A 15580-nucleotide genomic window follows, 5' to 3' on the forward strand; every position below is an offset into this window, starting at 1 on the left:
GGCGGCCGGCGATCCGCTGCGCCGGCCGCCGCGATGGGCGGGTTATCGCGTGGCTTGCGACGGCGTACGGTCGAACCTTGCGAGCGCTTCCCACAGGCCGTTCAGGTAGACCGCGCCGAGCGCGCGGTCGTAGAGGCCGTAGCCGGGCTTGCCCGTCTCGCCCCAGATCATGCGGCCGTGGTCGGGGCGCACGTAGCCGGTGAAGCCGGTGTCGTGGTACGCCTTCACGATCGCGGCGATGTCGAGCGAGCCGCAGCTCGACAGGTGGGCGGTTTCCTCGAAATCGCCGTTCGGGTCGACCTTCACGTTGCGGATGTGCGCGAAGTGGATGCGGCCCATCGCGCCGAATTCGCGCACGAGTGCCTCGACGTCGTTCTGCGGGCCCGCGCCGAGCGAGCCCGAGCACAGCGTCAGCCCGTTCGCGGGCGTGTCGACGATGCGCACGATCCGCGCGAGATCGTCGCGGTTCTTCACGATGCGCGGCAGCCCGAAGATCGGGCGCGGCGGATCGTCGGGGTGGATCGCCATCTTCACGCCGGCTTCCTCGGCGACGGGGATGATCGCCTTCAGGAAGTATTCGAGGTTCGCCCACAGCGCCGCTTCGTCGACGTTGCGATACTCGGCGAGCAGCGCCTGCAACTGTTCGGGCCGGTAGCTCGAATCCCAGCCCGGCAGCGCGATGCCGTCGTTCGGATCGATCCGGTCGACGGCGTCGGTGCTGAACGCGAGGCAGGTCGAGCCGTCGTCGAGCGTCTTCGACAGCTCGGTGCGCGTCCAGTCGAACACGGGCATGAAGTTGTAGCAGATGACGCGGACGCCGGCCGCGCCGAGATGGCGAATCGTCTGACGGTAGTTGTCGATCAGGCGGTCGCGTCCCGGCTTGCCGAGCTTGATGTCCTCGTGGACGGGCACCGATTCGACGACTTCGAACTGCAGGCCGGCGCGTTCGATCGTCGCCTTCAGCGCGTCGATCTTGTGCGCGGGCCAGACTTCGCCCACCGGTTCGTCGTAGATCGCGGACACGACATGCGTGATGCCCGGGATCTGGCGGATGTATTGCAGCGAGACCGGATCGGACTCGCCGTACCAACGGAAAGACATCTTCACTGGAGCGGCTCCTGGCTGGCGGTTGATGCATCGGGCGGACGGGCAGCGGCGTGCCGGCCCGTCTCCGGTGTGCGGATTATGATTGGTATGCCAGTTGCGCGGGATAGTGGTTTACCAGTTGTCCGGATTGGAGCCGGCCGGCCTGATGAATCAGGAAACACCACGCCACGCTGGCCCACACGCCGAATCGGACGCGGGTCGGAATTGGTGTACCATTTTGGCGATCCGGCGCCGCGACGGCGCCGGCCAGCCTGTTGCGAGCCTTTCGATGACCGATCTTTCCAGCCTGCCTGCCAGCCGCGATACCGATGCCGCGGACCGCTCCTATATCGGCCTTGCGCGGCAGATTCACGCGATGGTGGCCGCCGGCGCGTTCGAGGCCGGCGCGCGGCTGCCGTCCGAGCGCAGCCTGGCCGACCAGTTCGGCGTGAGCCGCACGCAGGTGCGCGAGGCGATCATCGCGCTCGAAGTGCAGGGGATCGTCGAGGTGCGGATCGGTTCGGGTATCTATGTATCGGCGGCCGATGCCGCGCGGCCGGTGACGTTCGAGGTGCCGCGCGGCCCGGGGCCGATCGAGACGCTGCGCGCACGCGGGCTGATCGAGGCGGAAGTCGCGGCGCTCGCGGCGACCGAACGCAAGGATGCGGATCTCGACCGGCTGTTTTTTTCGCTGACGACGATGCGCGAGCAGATGGACGACAAGGCCGCGTACGACGCGGCCGATCGCCAGTTTCATCTGCGGATTGCCGAATCGACCGGCAACACGGTGCTGCTGCACATGGTCACTGCGATGTGGGACTGCGCACGCAGCGATCCGCTGTGGGACAAGATCGAGGAGCATTTTCACTCGACCGCGCTGCGCGAGGCGTCGCAGGAGGATCACCAGCGGATCTTCGCGGCGATCATGGCGGGCGACGCGGCCGCTGCACGCGATGCGATGCGTGCGCACCTGTCGCGCGTGATCGCGGAGTTCACGCAGGCGTGGCGCTGACGTTCGTTCCGGCAAACGTAAGCGGGCCGGCGTAACGGCGCCCGCATGCGGCGTCGATGATGCGGGCGCGTGCGCCGTATACGGCTTCTTCCGATTGCGCGACCATAGGTTTTATGGTCTCGTTGCGGGATATCGCATCGACTCGAAAAAGGACAGTCGAATGCAGCCGGGCGATTCACACGGGGATCGATTAATCAGGGGAATCGGCGCACGTACACGCGTACGTATCGCCGTGCGCAGGCTGCTCATCATTTTGACAGTGGGCTTGCTTGCCGCTGCGCTTCCGGTTTTCTCCGCTTCTCCCGAAGCCGTCAACGACAACGTGCTGCGCGTGCTCGCATGGCCCGGCTATGCGGACAGCGACGTCGTCAACGCGTTCGAGTCGCACTTTCACACACGTGTCGAAGTGACCTTCGTCGACTCCGACGAAGCACTGTGGACGCGGATGCACAGCGCGGCGCCGCCGCCCTTCGACGTACTGGCCGCGAACACTGCCGAGATCCAGCGCTACGAGCACGAGCGTTTGCTCGCGCCGATCGACTTGGCGCGCATCCCGAACCGGCGGCGGCAGTTGCCGAACTTCCAGCAACTCGCGACGATCGATGGGCTCGTCGAAGATGGCGCCACGTATGCGATTCCGTTCACGTATTCGTCGATGGGGCTGATCTACGACCGCAAGCAGGTTGCGGCCGCGCCGCGCTCGATGCGGGAGCTGTGGAATCCGCGCTACCGCGGCAAGGTGCTCGACTTCAACAGCGCGCAGCACAATTTTTCGTTCACGGCGCTGGCGCTCGGCTATCCCGATCCGTTTCGACTGTCGCCCGCGCAGACGCTCGCCGTCGCGCACAAGCTGATCGACCTGCGCCGCAACCTGCTGACGTACTACACGCTTCCTGAAGAGGCGACCGCGCTGTTCGTCCAGCATCGCGCGGCGCTGATGTTCGGCAACTACGGCACGCAGCAGGTGGAACTGCTGCGGCGTGCCGGCGCGGACGTCGGCTACGTGATCCCGGATGAGGGCGCGCTCGCGTGGCTCGACTGCTGGGCCGTCACGCGTGGCACGCAACATGCCGAGCTCGCGTTCGCATGGATCAACTACATGCTCGAGCCGGCGATCGGTGCGCTGCTGACCGAACGCCAGGGCCTCGCGAACACGCTCGCGCCGTCGCCGGGCCTCGACACCGGGCACCAGCATCTCGTCTGGCTCCAGCCCGTCGAAGACATCGCGCGGCGCGAATCGCTGTGGAGCCGCATCGTGTCGGGCGACCGTCCGGAGCGGTTCGGAAAATGATCCGGCTCGGGCTCACGTCGAAACTGTCGATGCTGTTCGCGTGCATCGGCGTGATCGCGTCCGGCACGACCGGCTATTACACGTATCGCGCGAACCGCGCGATGCTCGTGCAGGAAGCGCAGCACAGCCTGCTGATGTCGACGCAACTGCTCGGGCAGCGCTTCACCACCGCGCTGTCCGACGTCGCGGACGATGCGCTGGTGCTCGCGCAGTTGCCGTCGTCCGCGCTGGTCTCGGGCGGCGGCAACCGGGATGGCGCGCCACGCGCGCGGCTCGAGCAGGTGTTCTGCAGCTTCATGAGAAACCACCCGGAATACCTGCAGGTCCGGCTGATCGCGCGCGGGGATTTCGGGCTCGAACGCATTCGCGTCGATCGCGATGCGCACGGCATCGTCGTGCTGCCGGACAGCGTGTTCCAGGAGAAAGGACAGTTTTCCTACGTATTCGATACGCTCGCGACGGCGCCCGGCCATATCTACCTGTCGCCGATCGTGATCAACCACGAGACGGGGTCGCACGCAGCCGAAGGGCTGCCGATCCTGCGCGTGGGCACGCCGGTGGTCGATGCGTCGGGCCAGACGGTTGGGGCGCTGGTCGTCGACGTCGAACTGTCGCGCGTGTTCGACCGGCTCGAACGCGATCTGCCGGACGACTATGCGGTGTATCTCGCGAACGAGTGGGGCGACTTCCTCGTGCATCCCGATCCGTCGCAGACGTTCGGCTTCGATCGCGGGCGGCGCGTACTGATGCAGGATCGCTTTGCCGTCACGCGCGCACTGTTCGACAGTACACGCTCCAACGTGACGCTCAATGGCCTCGCGGAGCCCGACGCAGCGCCGGGCCAGATGTTCGCATTCGCGCGCACGCCGTTCGGGCACGACGAGGGCAACCGTTTCGTCGTGCTCGGGATGGCGCGCCCGCTGGCGGACGTGCTGGCACCGGCCGGCATGCTCGGCGAACGGATCGTCCGGATGGTGCTCGTGTCGAGCTTGCTGGCGGTGATTCTCGCGATCCTGTTCGCGCGCGCGATTACACGGCCGCTGCAGATGCTCGCGCGCGCCGCGACGCACGTGTTCGACGATCCGGTCGCCGAGCAGTTGCCGGTCGGGCGCGCCGACGAGATCGGCGTCCTTGCGCGCTGTTTCGACAGCATGCGCGTCGAGATCCGCACGCAGGTCGCGATGCTGCGCGCGAAGCAGCTGGAGCTCACGCACCTCGCCGGCCACGATGCACTGACCGCGCTGCCGAATCGCCTGCTGTTCATGGAGCATCTCGATGCCGCGATCCGGCGTGCGGCCGCGATGCACGAAGGGCTGGCCGTGATGTTCGTCGATCTCGACCGTTTCAAGCAGATCAACGACCAGCACGGGCACTCGGCCGGCGACCGCACGCTCGTCGCGGTCGCCAAGCGGCTGAGCCTCGCGCTGCGCAGCGGCGACATGGTCGCGCGGCTCGGCGGCGATGAATTCATCGTGCTGATTTCCGACGTGCGTTCGCCGTCGGTGATCAGTGACGTGGCGTCGCGCATCCAGCTCGTAATGGCCGAGGAACTGGAGTTCGGCGACCGGCGCGTGGCCGTCGGTGCGAGCATCGGCGTCAGCGAGTTTCCGGCCGACGGCGCGTCGGCCGAGGAACTGCTCGTCAAGGCCGACGCGGCGATGTACGCGGCGAAGGCGGCCGAGCAATGTGCGTACGTGCGCTACCAGGAACTGGTTGGCAGCGGGAGTGGCAGCGGCAGCGGTACGGACGAAGCCGCCGGCCGTGTCGCGTCGGGCGGCAGCCGGTGACGGCCGGCCGCCGATACGCGCGGCGCAAACGCAACGAGCCCGTCGCGGGACGGGCTCGTTGCCGGTGCTGACTGCGCGCGAAGGCGCGCAGCGGCAGGCTTAGTGGCCGAAGTAGATCGAGTCGCGCGGGTTTTGCACCTTGGCGGCAGGTGCGCCACCCTGGACGGACGCGGCCGGTTGCGCACCGTAGCCGCTGTTGTCGGCGGCGTGCACGCGGGCTTGCGCGGCCTGGATGTCGGCCGGGTAGTACGGGCTCGACTGGCTCGGCTTGTAGCCGGCGTTTTCGAGCTGGACCAGCTCGCTGCGTACTTGAGCGCGGGTCACGGTGCTTTGGGCGAATGCGCCGAACGAGGCGGACAGGGCGACAGCGGCAACGACTGCGGAAACGAGCGATTTCATGATGACCTCCGATGTTTATTGGCTTTCCGCGTTCGACACCATGTCGTAAGCGGTTGATTACATCGTAGGCGTCGGTCGACCTAGGGTAAACGTGAGTTTTGGCGAAAGATCGTTGCGGCCTGGACAATAATTTCCCGGGAAATACCTTCTGTCCCTATTCGGTCTTGCCGGATTTGCAAGGGTGACGGGGGCGGATACGCGCGACGGGGGGGCACGACCGGGCACCCGGCGGCGAAGGCGCGGGCGGAGGGGGGCGGACTGGGCTGCGACGCTGCCGGCTCAGACGTCGTCGTCGATTTCCTTGCGCTCCCGGCGTTCCTCGTTGCCGCGGCGCGCACGCAGGCGCTGGCGCGACAGCACGGCGATCACCTGCTGGGTCGGCGCGCCGGACGGCAGTTCGTTGCGGATACGATCGGGCACCATCGGCAGGCCCGCGCGCTGCCGGCGCAGCGCCTTGGCGATTGCCCGGCGGCATTCGTCACCGTGGCAATCCCATTCATCGCGGATTCTCTGGCAATAACGGCATTGTTCCATCCGGACAGTCTAACGCGTCTTCGGGAACGGGGCCGGACGCCGGCCCCGACCTGTCATGCGCCGGCTGCGGCACCGGCGAGCGCGTGCGCATGGGACTGGAAGCGGCGGTGTTCTTCCGGCGGCACGAGTGAGCCGCCCGTCGCCCAGATGACGTGCGTCGACCGGCGCAGGTCGAGCGCGTGGCGATGTACGTAGTCGTGGCCGGCCGGGGACTGCGTCAGCCAGCCGGGACCGCCGACGGCAGCAGCGGCCGACGGCTCGAGCTCCACGCCCGTCGCGCGCTGAACCGCGAGCAACTGGGCATAGAGCTGCATGTCGCTGACGGTGAAGACGCCCGACAGCAGCGACGCCATCAGCGGGCTGACGAGGTGCGATGCCTGTGCGACTGCCAGGCCATCGGCCTCTGTCCGGTTGTCGAGCCCTGCGTCGTAAACGGACACGGGCTTCCCGGGGCCGGCGGCCAGCTGGACCAGCATGCACGGCGAAGCGACGGGTTCGGCGAAGAAGCAATGCACGTGCTCGCCGAAAAGCGCCTTGAGACCATACGCGATGCCGCCCGGTGCACCGCCGACGCCGCACGGGATATGGACGAACAGTGGATGTGCCGCGTCCACGCTGCAGCCCGCCGCGGCGAGCTGCGCGGCGAGATGCCGGGCGCTGGCCGCGTAGCCCAGGAACAGCATCAGCGAGCCTTCGTCGTCGACGAAGTGGCTGCGCGGCCGATTGCGGGCCTGCGCGCGCCCGGCCGCGACGGCTTGCGCGTAGTCGCCGTCGTGTTCGATCACGCGAACGCCGCGCTTTCTCAGGCGCGCCTTCTTCCACGGCTTCGCGTCGGTCGACATGTGGACGACCGACTCGAACCCCAGCGCGGCGGCCATCACGCCGATGCTCAGGCCGAGATTGCCGGTGCTGCCCACGATGACGGTGTGCGCGGCAAACAGTTCGCGTGCGGCGGTCGATGCGAGGGTCCGCCGGTCGCCCGCGGGTGCGAGCAGCCCGTGTTCGATCGCGATCGACTCCGCGAGCGCGAGCACCTCATGAAAGCCGCCGCGCGCCTTGATCGAACCGGCGACCGGCAATGCATCGTCGCGCTTGATGAACCACGCGCCGTGTGCGTCTGCCGGGAGCGACAACAGGCGTTGCAGGCTGTCTGCCGGCATCAGCGGCGACTCGATTTTTCCCGCGCTCGCCGCGAGTTCGGGAAACAGCTCGGCCATCAGCGGTTCGCAGCGCGCCAGCCGCGCTTCGGCCGTCGCAATGGCGTCGAACGCCGGCGCGTCGCGCGGCAACGGGCTGCCGGCATGGGGGTTCAGCCACAGCAGCGGGTGGCGGGATTGCAGTCTGGCTAATAGATCGGCAGGCTGGAGCGTGAGGGTCATGGGTTGGCCTTGCATCGGATAATCGGAAAATCCGGCTGGAATGCTACGATTCCGGAAGTCCGCGCAAAAGCGCCGATTTCTAATGAATGCATTAGCCTGACTTATATCTATGCGACTCGACGGTTCGATCCTTGGGGCGTTGCTCTGCTTTGAAACGGCCGGCCGGTTGCTGAGCTTCACGAAGACGGCACAGGCGTTCAACCTGACGCAAAGCGCCGTGAGCCAGCAGATCCGGCACCTGGAGGACCGGCTGGGTTATCCGCTGTTCGTGCGCCAGGCGCGCGGGCTGAAGTTGACCGAGAAGGGCGGGATCCTGCTCGGGACGATGTCGAGCGCGTTCGTCGACATCAATCGCACGCTTCAGGTGCTTGGCATGTCGGGCGCGCCGCTGCAGGTAAGCTGCCTGCCGTCGCTTGCGCTGCAATGGCTGATGCCGCGCCTGTCCGAATTTCACCGGCAACAACCGAACGTGCCGGTTCGCGTGAAGGCCGAGTTTCAGGTGCTGGATCGTCAGGCCATGGACACCGACGACATCGATGTGGCCGTGCGTTACGACCCGGTGCAATACGATCGGCTGCATGCCGAGGCCATTCTCGACGAAATCCTGTTTCCGGTCGCCACGCCGGCGTATCTGGCGCAGCATCCGTTCTTTGCCAGCGGGGAATCGCTCGACGGCGTCGTCCTGCTGCACGACGCCGCTCCGTGGGGCGGCGCACCCGAGTTCGTGGAGTGGCGCACCTGGCTGGATGACGTCTGCCCCGCGTGGACGTCGCATCTTGACGGCCCGCAGTTCAATTTTTCCAGCCTTGCCATCACGGCCGCACTGAATCATCAGGGTGTCGCGATGGGGCGCGCCGCGCTGGTGCATGACGAGATCGCGAGCGGACGGCTCGTGGATGTCTTCGGCCGGCATGTGCGTGCGCCGGCGCGCTACATGCTGTTGTCACGCAACCCCGACGATCCACGCACCACGGTTTTTGCGGACTGGCTCAAGGCCGAGTGCGCACGCTTCGATGCGGCTCGATCGCGCTTGCTTTCGAATGGAAGCCGGCACGGATAGCCGACGATGCCGGATGGATGAATCGGAATGCGAAGTAGTTTGGCGGCGAGTTGGGCGACGAATGCAGCCGCAAATGACAAATCCCGGTCCGTCCCCATACGGATTGCTTGCAAGCGGCCCGGCCGGCGAGCGTTACTTGAGCTGCCAGATGCCCCAGACGGCGATCAACAGGCCGAGGCCGAATCCGCAGCCGAGCAATACGTAGGTTTCCATGTCATGCCTCTGAAAGCGTGGCTGCGCCGATGTCGGCATCGGCGTGCAAGCAGCAATGTCGGTGGCGTATCGTCCACCCCGTCGCGCGGGGCGGTACGCCGGGTCCGCGAATACTACGCCTGGCAGCTTTCAGAACGCATGCGCGATCGACGGCGGTGCGCCGCCTGCTAGTTCTTGCCCGCGGGTACGTTATTCATCCGGGTTACGTGCGATTCATCGTGGCGGAACACACCCGATTTCCAGATCATCTGCGACGCCGCGACGAGCACGAACAGCAGCACGACCATCCTGAAGACGCGGGGCGACATCTTGTCCCGCAGCGGGCGAACGAGCCACATGCCGGCAATGGCCGGCAGGCTGGCCGCCGCCGAGATCGCGAGGTCGGCGCCGCTCGCGTGCGCGGCGCCGCTGAACGTCGTGATCAGCGTGACGATCGATACCACGAGGATGATCGCGATCTGCTTCGTGAAGACGCGCCCGGTCGCGCCGGACGAAATCAGGTAGGTGGCGAGCAGCGGGCCGGGAACCGACGCGATGCTCTCCATCAGCGCCGCACCAAAGCCGAGTGCGAAGCCGACGGGCTTCTGCCACGCGTTCGGCAGATTGAGTTTCGGCGCGGCGAGCATCAGCGCCGCGGCCACGATCAGCAGCGCACCGGATGCCGCCTGCGCATGGCCCGGATTGAGCGAGAGCAGGATCGCGACACCGACGATATTGCCGATCACGGTGCCCGCGATCGGCGCGGCGATCTTGCGTGCCGTCGCCAGCACCTGGCCGCCTTCGAGCGCCTGCGGAATGTTGCCGAGGATGATCGGCATCGACAGCAGCAGCACCGCATGCCGGATCGGCAGGAACTGGCTGAGTATCGGCATCGCGATCAGCGGCACGCCGATGCCCGTGATCCCCTTGGCCATGCCGCCCAGCAATAGCGCGACGGCGATGCCGGCCAGATCGAACGCGCTGAGCCCCTGCAGGCTGGAGACCAGCACACCTTCAGTCAGATTGAAATGCATCATGGAATGGCATGTCGCGGCATATCGGCAGGCAGCGAGCGCTGTCGATGGAGCCCGTTGCGGTCGCGTGCGTGTGGCACGCGTGTTCTGGATCGGCATGGACCGGAAGTCGATCGCATGGCGCCGCACCGTCGTGCGGCCGGGGCCGCAGGCAATCGGCACGCGGTTCGAGGATGCATCTTACCTGAGCGTTGCGGCGGACATTCGACGCTGGCCGCGGTGCGTCAGCGGTATCGTCGGCGTGAGCATTTCCACGGTTCAATATAATTCATGCCAGTGTGCCGCCTCATGTACGACATACATACTCTGGAACAAGGAAACTCCATGACGCTTGCCCAGTTGCAGGCCCTGGCGGCCGTGGTCGAACTCGGCTCGCTCACGGCCGCGGCCGACCGGTTGAGCCGCAGCCAATCCGCGATCAGTCATGCACTGACCGAGCTGGAAGACATCACGGCGGTCAAGCTGCTCTGGCGCGACCGGCAGCCGGTCGTCCTGACGGCGGCGGGCGAACGCCTGTGGCCGTACATCCAGAGCGTGGTGCGCGAAGCGCAGCTGCTGCGCCAGCAGTTCAGCCTGTCGCGCGGCAAGCTCGAAGGGAAGCTGGTGGTCGCGTCGCTGCCGAGCGTGTCGCTCGCGTTCGTCGTGCCTGCACTCGAGGCGTTGAAGGAGATGCACCAGGGCGTATCGGCGGTGCTGCTCGAAGGCACGGACAGCGAAGTCGAAGGGTGGATCGACGACGGTACGGCCGACGTCGGCGTGGTGGCCGGCACGAAGACGTTCGCGCACAATCTGCCGCTGCTCGACGAGGATTTTGTCGCGGTGGCGGCGGACGGCATGTTCGCCGGCCGCAAGAGCGTGTCGGCGAAGCAGTTGTCCGCGGCGCCCTTCATTTTCTCGAAGGCAGGATGCGGGCCGGTGATCGCGGATTACTTCGCGCGCGGCGGCACGCCGCTGCGCGCCGCGTTCAACGTGGTCGAGATGCGCACCATTCTGTCGATGGCGGAGGCCGGCATGGGCGTGTCGATCGTTCCGCGCATCACGCTCACGTACACGCCGTTCGGCGGCCGCGTGCTGGAGCTGTCGCCGCGGTTGCGTCGTTCGGTGCGGCTGTCGTGGAGCGCGGCCGGCAACGCGATCACCGACGCGTTCGTGCGGCTCGTCGATGCGCAACGCGCGAAGGCGGCGAAGGCGATTCATACGCGTGCGAGAAAGGGCCGGTAACGAACGGCGGGTGGAACGGCCGGTGCGATGAATCGTGCTCATGGGCAGCTTGCAGTTTATTCATGCTGACGGCGGTGAAGATGCAATACATTGTTCGAACCCGCCCTTTATCGCTTCACCTCGCAGGAGATTGCCGTGCCGGCCTTGCCCACCTTGCTTGCTTTCGGACTCGTGTCGCTCGGCATGGTGCTGACGCCCGGGCCGAACATGATCTACCTCGTTTCCCGCTCGATCTGCCAGGGTCGCGGTGCTGGGCTGGTGTCGCTCGGCGGCGTCGCGCTGGGGTTCGTCTTCTACATGGTGTGCGCGGCGCTGGGCATCACCGCGCTGGTGATGGCCGTGCCGTTTGCGTACGATGCGTTGCGCTTTGCCGGCGCGTTTTATCTGGCGTACCTGGCGTGGCAGGCGCTGAAGCCGGGCGGCCGATCTGCGTTTCAGGTCAGGCAGTTGCCGCACGACAGTCGCACCCGGCTCTTCACGATGGGCTTCATCACGAACCTCGCGAATCCGAAGATCGCGGTGATGTACCTGTCGCTTCTGCCGCAGTTCATTTTGCCGGGGCATGGCAGTGTGCTCGCGCAATCGCTGGCGCTCGGCTGCGTGCAGATTGCGGTGAGCGTCAGCGTGAATGCGCTGATTGCCTGCATGGCCGGCGCCATCGCGGGCTTCCTGGCGGGGCGGCCGGTCTGGGCGTCGGTCCAGCGCTGGTTGATGGGCACGGTGCTGGCCGGGCTCGCCGTGCGTATTGCGCTGGCGTCGCGCAGCTAGCGCGAGTCGTTGACGGTTTGCAGGAGCGTTGGGTGCTTTCGATCTGCGTCACGACGAAAGCGGCCGGCATCGTCAGCCCTGGCAATTGCCCCGCGCTTCGTTGCCGACCCGAACCGGCGCGGCTTTTCCGCTGCGCCGGCTGCGCGTCGCGAGCCAGCACAGGATCGACCCGCCGCATACCATCGATGCACCTTGCCAGAACTCGATCGACAGCGGCGCACGCAGCAGCGTCGCGGCAAGCAGGGCGGCGAGCACCGGGGTGAAGTACGACGCGCCGACGATGACCGTCACGTTGCCGTGCATGATGCCGGTGTTCCAGGCCGCATAGCCGAACCCCAGCGCCGATGCCGCCAGCACGATGTAGATGACCGCATGCAGGCTGAACGTCATGCCGCTGCCGCCTTCGATCGCGAACTTGATCCAGAGTGCCAGGGCCACCAGCATGAAGAACGGCGTGACGCCGTTCTTGCCGTCGGCGATGCGCGCCGTCACCGTGCAATAGCCGGCCCAGATCAGCGCGCCGAAGAACGCGAGGCCGTAGCTCAGCGGATTGTCCGCGACGTTGTGCAGCATGCCGGCCGGATCGAGGCCCCGGTCGCCGCCGAGCACCCGGCAGATCCCGAGCATCGACAGCAGGACGCCGGGCACCACCAGCAGGTTGGCGCGCTGCTTGTTGAACACGATCGCCGCGACCAGCGTGAAGCTCGGCCACAGATAGTTGACCATCGCGACTTCGATCGCCTGTTGGCCGTTGCTTGCATAGCCGATCGACAGCGACAGGCACAGCTCGTACGCGACGAACAGCAGCCCGCCCCAGAGCAGGTAGTTTTTCGGAAACCGGCTCAGATCGGGGAAGCCGATCGTAAACAGCAGAAGCACGGATGCCACCGTATAGATCATCGCGGCGCCGCCGGTTGCGCCGAGGCTTTCGCTGACTCCGCGAACGAGGGCGACCACGGAGGCCCACAACAACACCGCGCCGAGCCCGGCGAGCGTTGCCTTGTTCTTGTGCTTCATGCGTCCTGCCAGTTTCAACATTCAAATTCGATTTCAGATGATTCGGTTCCGTCCGCACGAGCCGCGCTCGCGATCCCCATGCGATACGGCCATTGCCGACGGAAACGCGTAGTTTATCGGAGCGAGGGCGGGCACCGGTGTTGGCGGCGATCGGCCCGGCGCTTGCGGCCGATCAGGGAGAGCGGGTGTCACGTGGCAGCCGGTCATGCGTCGACGATGCGCCATGCCGCGCCGATTGCCGACAATGCGCGCCCGATCGAGTCGAGCATCGCGTCCCGCGTGGGTCCGAGCGTCGTGACAACGAAGAAACCGTCTTCGTCGGTCGACAGGCCGATCAGTGGCCAGCCGCCGGCGTCGCCACGGACTTCAAGGTGCCGCATGACGGGATCGATATCGATGTCGTCATGCGCTTGCCGCAACGCATTCGCGATGGCATCGAATGCGTCGGCCGACGGGATCGTGTGGATACGGTATTCGAAACTCATCTTCATGGGCCGGCGTGCGAGGCGGGCAGTCTAACGCGTGTCATGGCGCAATGCCACGCGATGAGGGGGCAGGCGCCTGCGTGCCGTCGCGGTATGGTCACGCAGCCGTCGTCGCATGCATCGAATTCCGGAAGAGCTATGAGAGGGCCGACGTTGAATCGCTCGATGCGCGTATTGTCGGCCGCTGCCTTCACCGTGCTTGCCGGCGTCGCGCGCGCCGACGCGCCCTACGTCAATGCACAAGGAGTCGCGCGCTGTACGCGGCTCGACGTGCGCACCCAGCAGAGCGTGGCGATGCCGCGCGCGACGTTCGACCGCTATTTCGCGAACCGCGGCATCCTGATTGCCCCGTAACGTTGCGTATGCAACGAGTCGTGCGCGTGCAGCATCAGGCGCCCGTCGCAACGGGCGCCTGCCCGATCACCGGTCGTTCCGCTTCTTGCTCAGCTCGATCGTCTCGAACAGCGCGTAGTCGGCGGTCGGGTGCTGGTCGGCGCCCGGCGCGTGGTAATAGCGCATCGTGATCGTCGTGTGCCCGCCCGCCTCGCCCGGGTCGTGGTCGAACACCGCGATCCCGTAGCCGGTGCCCGTATCGCGGCGCGCGGACCAGATCGCATCCTCGAGCGCATCGGCCGGCTGGCGCACGAACGTATTGGGCGCCGTGCCCGGTACCGGCCGGTTCGGCTTCGTGAACACCTTCGCCCGCGCAAAGCCGGTCGCCGGGTTCTCGCCGTACACGTCGAGCGGCGCGCTGGTGCCGCCGCCGCCGAGGATCAGGTGGATCGTGCCGTGGCTCGTGTCGAACTTCGTGCGGTCCGGGTCGTTCGAGCCGACCGGGCGCGGCTGCAGCGTCTCCACGACTTCGCCGGTGGTCGCATCGACACCCGCGCGGTGATTGCAGCCGCGCACCGGGTAGCTGCGCTCGTAGTCGTGATCGTGGCCGCACAGCACGAGGTCGACGCCGTAACGGTCGAACAGCGGCAGCCACGCTTCGCGGATGCCCTTGTCGGAACCGTTGCCCGTCTTTGACGAACTGAGCGCGTCCTGGTGCATCTGCACGACGATCCAGTCGATGTCGTCGTCATGCGCGGCATGACGCAGCGTGTGTTCGAGCCAGCGCGTCTGCTCGCCGTTGCTGTAGCCGCGCACGTAGAACGACGTGCCGGGCTCGATCGGCGGGCGGCCCGTGCTCGCGGCCGGCACGAGCGGCGCGGGGCCGCCGACGAACGCGGCGGCGTCCTGGTACACGACATCGTCGGCGTCGAGCGAGATGAACAGCACCGAGCTCACGCGGAAGCTGTACCAGCGGCCCGGGAAGCGCGTGCCGTTCTCCGGCAGCGTATAGCGCGCGAGATACGAGTCGAGCCCCTGCGGGCCGTTGTTGAACTCGATCTCGTGATTGCCGGGGCACGGCATCCACGGACGATTGGCGGCTGACGTCTGGTTGTTGTTGCCGAAATCGCGCCACACCTCGGGCTGGTGCGCGGGGTTCAGGTTCGCGTAGCAGAGGTCGCCGTTCAGCAGGTGGAACAGCGGCTGGAACTGCTCGACGGCCTGCACCGCGAAGCGGCTCTGCGGCGACGACAGCACCCACGCGCCGTTCGGCGTCGCGAGATCGCCATAGCTCGTGAAGCGGAACGGCGCGCGGCCCCGCGGCGCGGTCGAGAAATTCGCGGCGAACGGCTGCGCGGCATTGCTGTCGTTGTCGGCCGTGATCTCGTAGCGGTAGCGCGTGTTCGGCTTCAGCCCGTGCACGCGCGCGTGGTACGCGAACACGGTCTCGCCGTTCAGGCCGTCGGTGTACAGGCGCTGGACGCCGTGCACGGTGCGCGGCGGCTCGCCGTCGGCGACGATGCGCGCGCGCGGATTGACGGCCGACGCGAGCGAAGCCCACGAGATCACGACTTCCGACGCCGGGTCGTTGCCCCACGTCAGGTGGACCTGTTCGGGCGTGCCGTCCGGGTTCGGCGCGGCGGCCCTGGCTGCCGCGAGGCCGCCGGCGGCGGTGGCGAGGCCGGATACGCCGGCGAGTTTCAGGAAGCCGCGACGCGAGACGGACGCGGCCGGCTCGTTCGGCTGGATCGGGGAGTTGTCCTGGTTCGACATGGTCGGTGTTTTCGTGGGTGGAGACGCGAAATGCGGAACCGCCCGGCCGTGCGTGTGCGCGGCCGGGGCGTGGGCCGGAAACGAGCGGGATCCCGGTGGCAAGCATTGTCGGAGGGCAGTTTTGCCGGGTTGTGACAGCACGGCGACCCCGCGCGAGCGTTGGCATATGCCCGGGCTTGCGCATCGCGGCACCCGGACTGCGCGGACGC

The 15580-nt window shown here is 66.9% G+C and carries 15 protein-coding genes; 7 read left to right on the forward strand and 8 right to left on the reverse strand.

Features of this window, described 5'->3' with window-relative positions; translation table 11 throughout:
• Positions 1 to 42 precede the first annotated feature (42 nt).
• Positions 43 to 1107, reverse strand: a complete 1065-nt coding sequence (uxuA, locus tag B7G54_RS01555) for a mannonate dehydratase (protein WP_175130429.1) — start codon at positions 1105 to 1107, stop codon at positions 43 to 45.
• A 268-nt stretch (positions 1108 to 1375) separates the two neighbouring features.
• On the opposite strand from uxuA, the gene B7G54_RS01560 reads away from it, so the two are divergent.
• The 3 genes from B7G54_RS01560 (at position 1376) to B7G54_RS01570 (ending at position 5176) form a co-directional block, all read left to right on the forward strand.
• Complete coding sequence (locus tag B7G54_RS01560; RefSeq protein WP_085037929.1) at positions 1376 to 2098, forward strand: FadR/GntR family transcriptional regulator; 723 nt, start codon at positions 1376 to 1378, stop codon at positions 2096 to 2098.
• A 160-nt stretch (positions 2099 to 2258) separates the two neighbouring features.
• A complete protein-coding gene (locus tag B7G54_RS01565) occupies positions 2259 to 3389 on the forward strand; it encodes an extracellular solute-binding protein (RefSeq protein ID WP_085037444.1) in 1131 nt (376 codons plus the stop codon).
• Positions 3386 to 5176, forward strand: a complete 1791-nt coding sequence (locus tag B7G54_RS01570; RefSeq protein ID WP_085037445.1) for a sensor domain-containing diguanylate cyclase — start codon at positions 3386 to 3388, stop codon at positions 5174 to 5176. Before B7G54_RS01565 ends, B7G54_RS01570 begins: the two co-directional genes overlap by 4 nt.
• A gap of 99 nt (positions 5177 to 5275) precedes the next feature.
• Here B7G54_RS01570 and B7G54_RS01575 read toward each other — a convergent pair whose 3' ends face one another.
• The 3 genes from B7G54_RS01575 to B7G54_RS01585 all read right to left on the reverse strand — a co-directional run bounded on the left by B7G54_RS01575 (position 5276) and on the right by B7G54_RS01585 (position 7488).
• Entirely contained in the window at positions 5276 to 5575 is a 300-nt protein-coding gene (locus B7G54_RS01575) for a DUF4148 domain-containing protein (RefSeq protein WP_085037446.1), read from the reverse strand.
• Between the two features lie 279 nt (positions 5576 to 5854).
• Positions 5855 to 6109, reverse strand: a complete 255-nt coding sequence (locus B7G54_RS01580; protein ID WP_027791787.1) for a hypothetical protein — start codon at positions 6107 to 6109, stop codon at positions 5855 to 5857.
• 53 nt (positions 6110 to 6162) lie between these two features.
• Complete coding sequence (locus B7G54_RS01585; RefSeq protein ID WP_425266443.1) at positions 6163 to 7488, reverse strand: D-serine ammonia-lyase; 1326 nt, start codon at positions 7486 to 7488, stop codon at positions 6163 to 6165.
• A 103-nt stretch (positions 7489 to 7591) separates the two neighbouring features.
• On the opposite strand from B7G54_RS01585, the gene B7G54_RS01590 reads away from it, so the two are divergent.
• On the forward strand, positions 7592 to 8548 hold the full coding sequence (locus B7G54_RS01590; protein ID WP_165765543.1) for a LysR substrate-binding domain-containing protein: 957 nt from the start codon (positions 7592 to 7594) through the stop codon (positions 8546 to 8548).
• Between the two features lie 380 nt (positions 8549 to 8928).
• Here the strand turns inward: B7G54_RS01590 and B7G54_RS01595 are convergent, their stop codons facing one another.
• Complete coding sequence (locus B7G54_RS01595; RefSeq protein WP_085037449.1) at positions 8929 to 9777, reverse strand: sulfite exporter TauE/SafE family protein; 849 nt, start codon at positions 9775 to 9777, stop codon at positions 8929 to 8931.
• Between the two features lie 321 nt (positions 9778 to 10098).
• Here B7G54_RS01595 and B7G54_RS01600 point away from each other — a divergent pair, with 321 nt between their 5' ends.
• Together B7G54_RS01600 and B7G54_RS01605 are read left to right on the forward strand one after the other, a co-directional pair.
• Positions 10099 to 10995, forward strand: a complete 897-nt coding sequence (locus B7G54_RS01600) for a LysR family transcriptional regulator (RefSeq protein WP_085037450.1) — start codon at positions 10099 to 10101, stop codon at positions 10993 to 10995.
• A 135-nt stretch (positions 10996 to 11130) separates the two neighbouring features.
• Positions 11131 to 11763 (forward strand): LysE family translocator, encoded by a 633-nt coding sequence (locus B7G54_RS01605; protein WP_085037930.1) that lies wholly within the window; start codon positions 11131 to 11133, stop codon positions 11761 to 11763.
• 72 nt (positions 11764 to 11835) lie between these two features.
• Here the strand turns inward: B7G54_RS01605 and yddG are convergent, their stop codons facing one another.
• Both yddG and B7G54_RS01615 read right to left on the reverse strand, forming a co-directional pair.
• Positions 11836 to 12780, reverse strand: coding sequence for an aromatic amino acid DMT transporter YddG (gene yddG, locus B7G54_RS01610; RefSeq protein ID WP_165765529.1), 945 nt, complete (start codon positions 12778 to 12780; stop codon positions 11836 to 11838).
• A 203-nt stretch (positions 12781 to 12983) separates the two neighbouring features.
• A complete protein-coding gene (locus tag B7G54_RS01615) occupies positions 12984 to 13271 on the reverse strand; it encodes a hypothetical protein (RefSeq protein WP_085037452.1) in 288 nt (95 codons plus the stop codon).
• A gap of 159 nt (positions 13272 to 13430) precedes the next feature.
• Between B7G54_RS01615 and B7G54_RS01620 the strand changes: the two genes are divergently transcribed.
• A complete protein-coding gene (locus tag B7G54_RS01620) occupies positions 13431 to 13619 on the forward strand; it encodes a hypothetical protein (protein ID WP_133059133.1) in 189 nt (62 codons plus the stop codon).
• A 66-nt stretch (positions 13620 to 13685) separates the two neighbouring features.
• On the opposite strand, the gene B7G54_RS01625 is transcribed toward B7G54_RS01620, so the two are convergent.
• Positions 13686 to 15371, reverse strand: a complete 1686-nt coding sequence (locus B7G54_RS01625) for a purple acid phosphatase family protein (RefSeq protein ID WP_085037454.1) — start codon at positions 15369 to 15371, stop codon at positions 13686 to 13688.
• Positions 15372 to 15580 lie beyond the last annotated feature (209 nt).

Origin of the sequence: Burkholderia puraquae (genome assembly GCF_002099195.1) — a bacterium.
Taxonomy (GTDB): Bacteria; Pseudomonadota; Gammaproteobacteria; order Burkholderiales; family Burkholderiaceae; genus Burkholderia; species Burkholderia puraquae.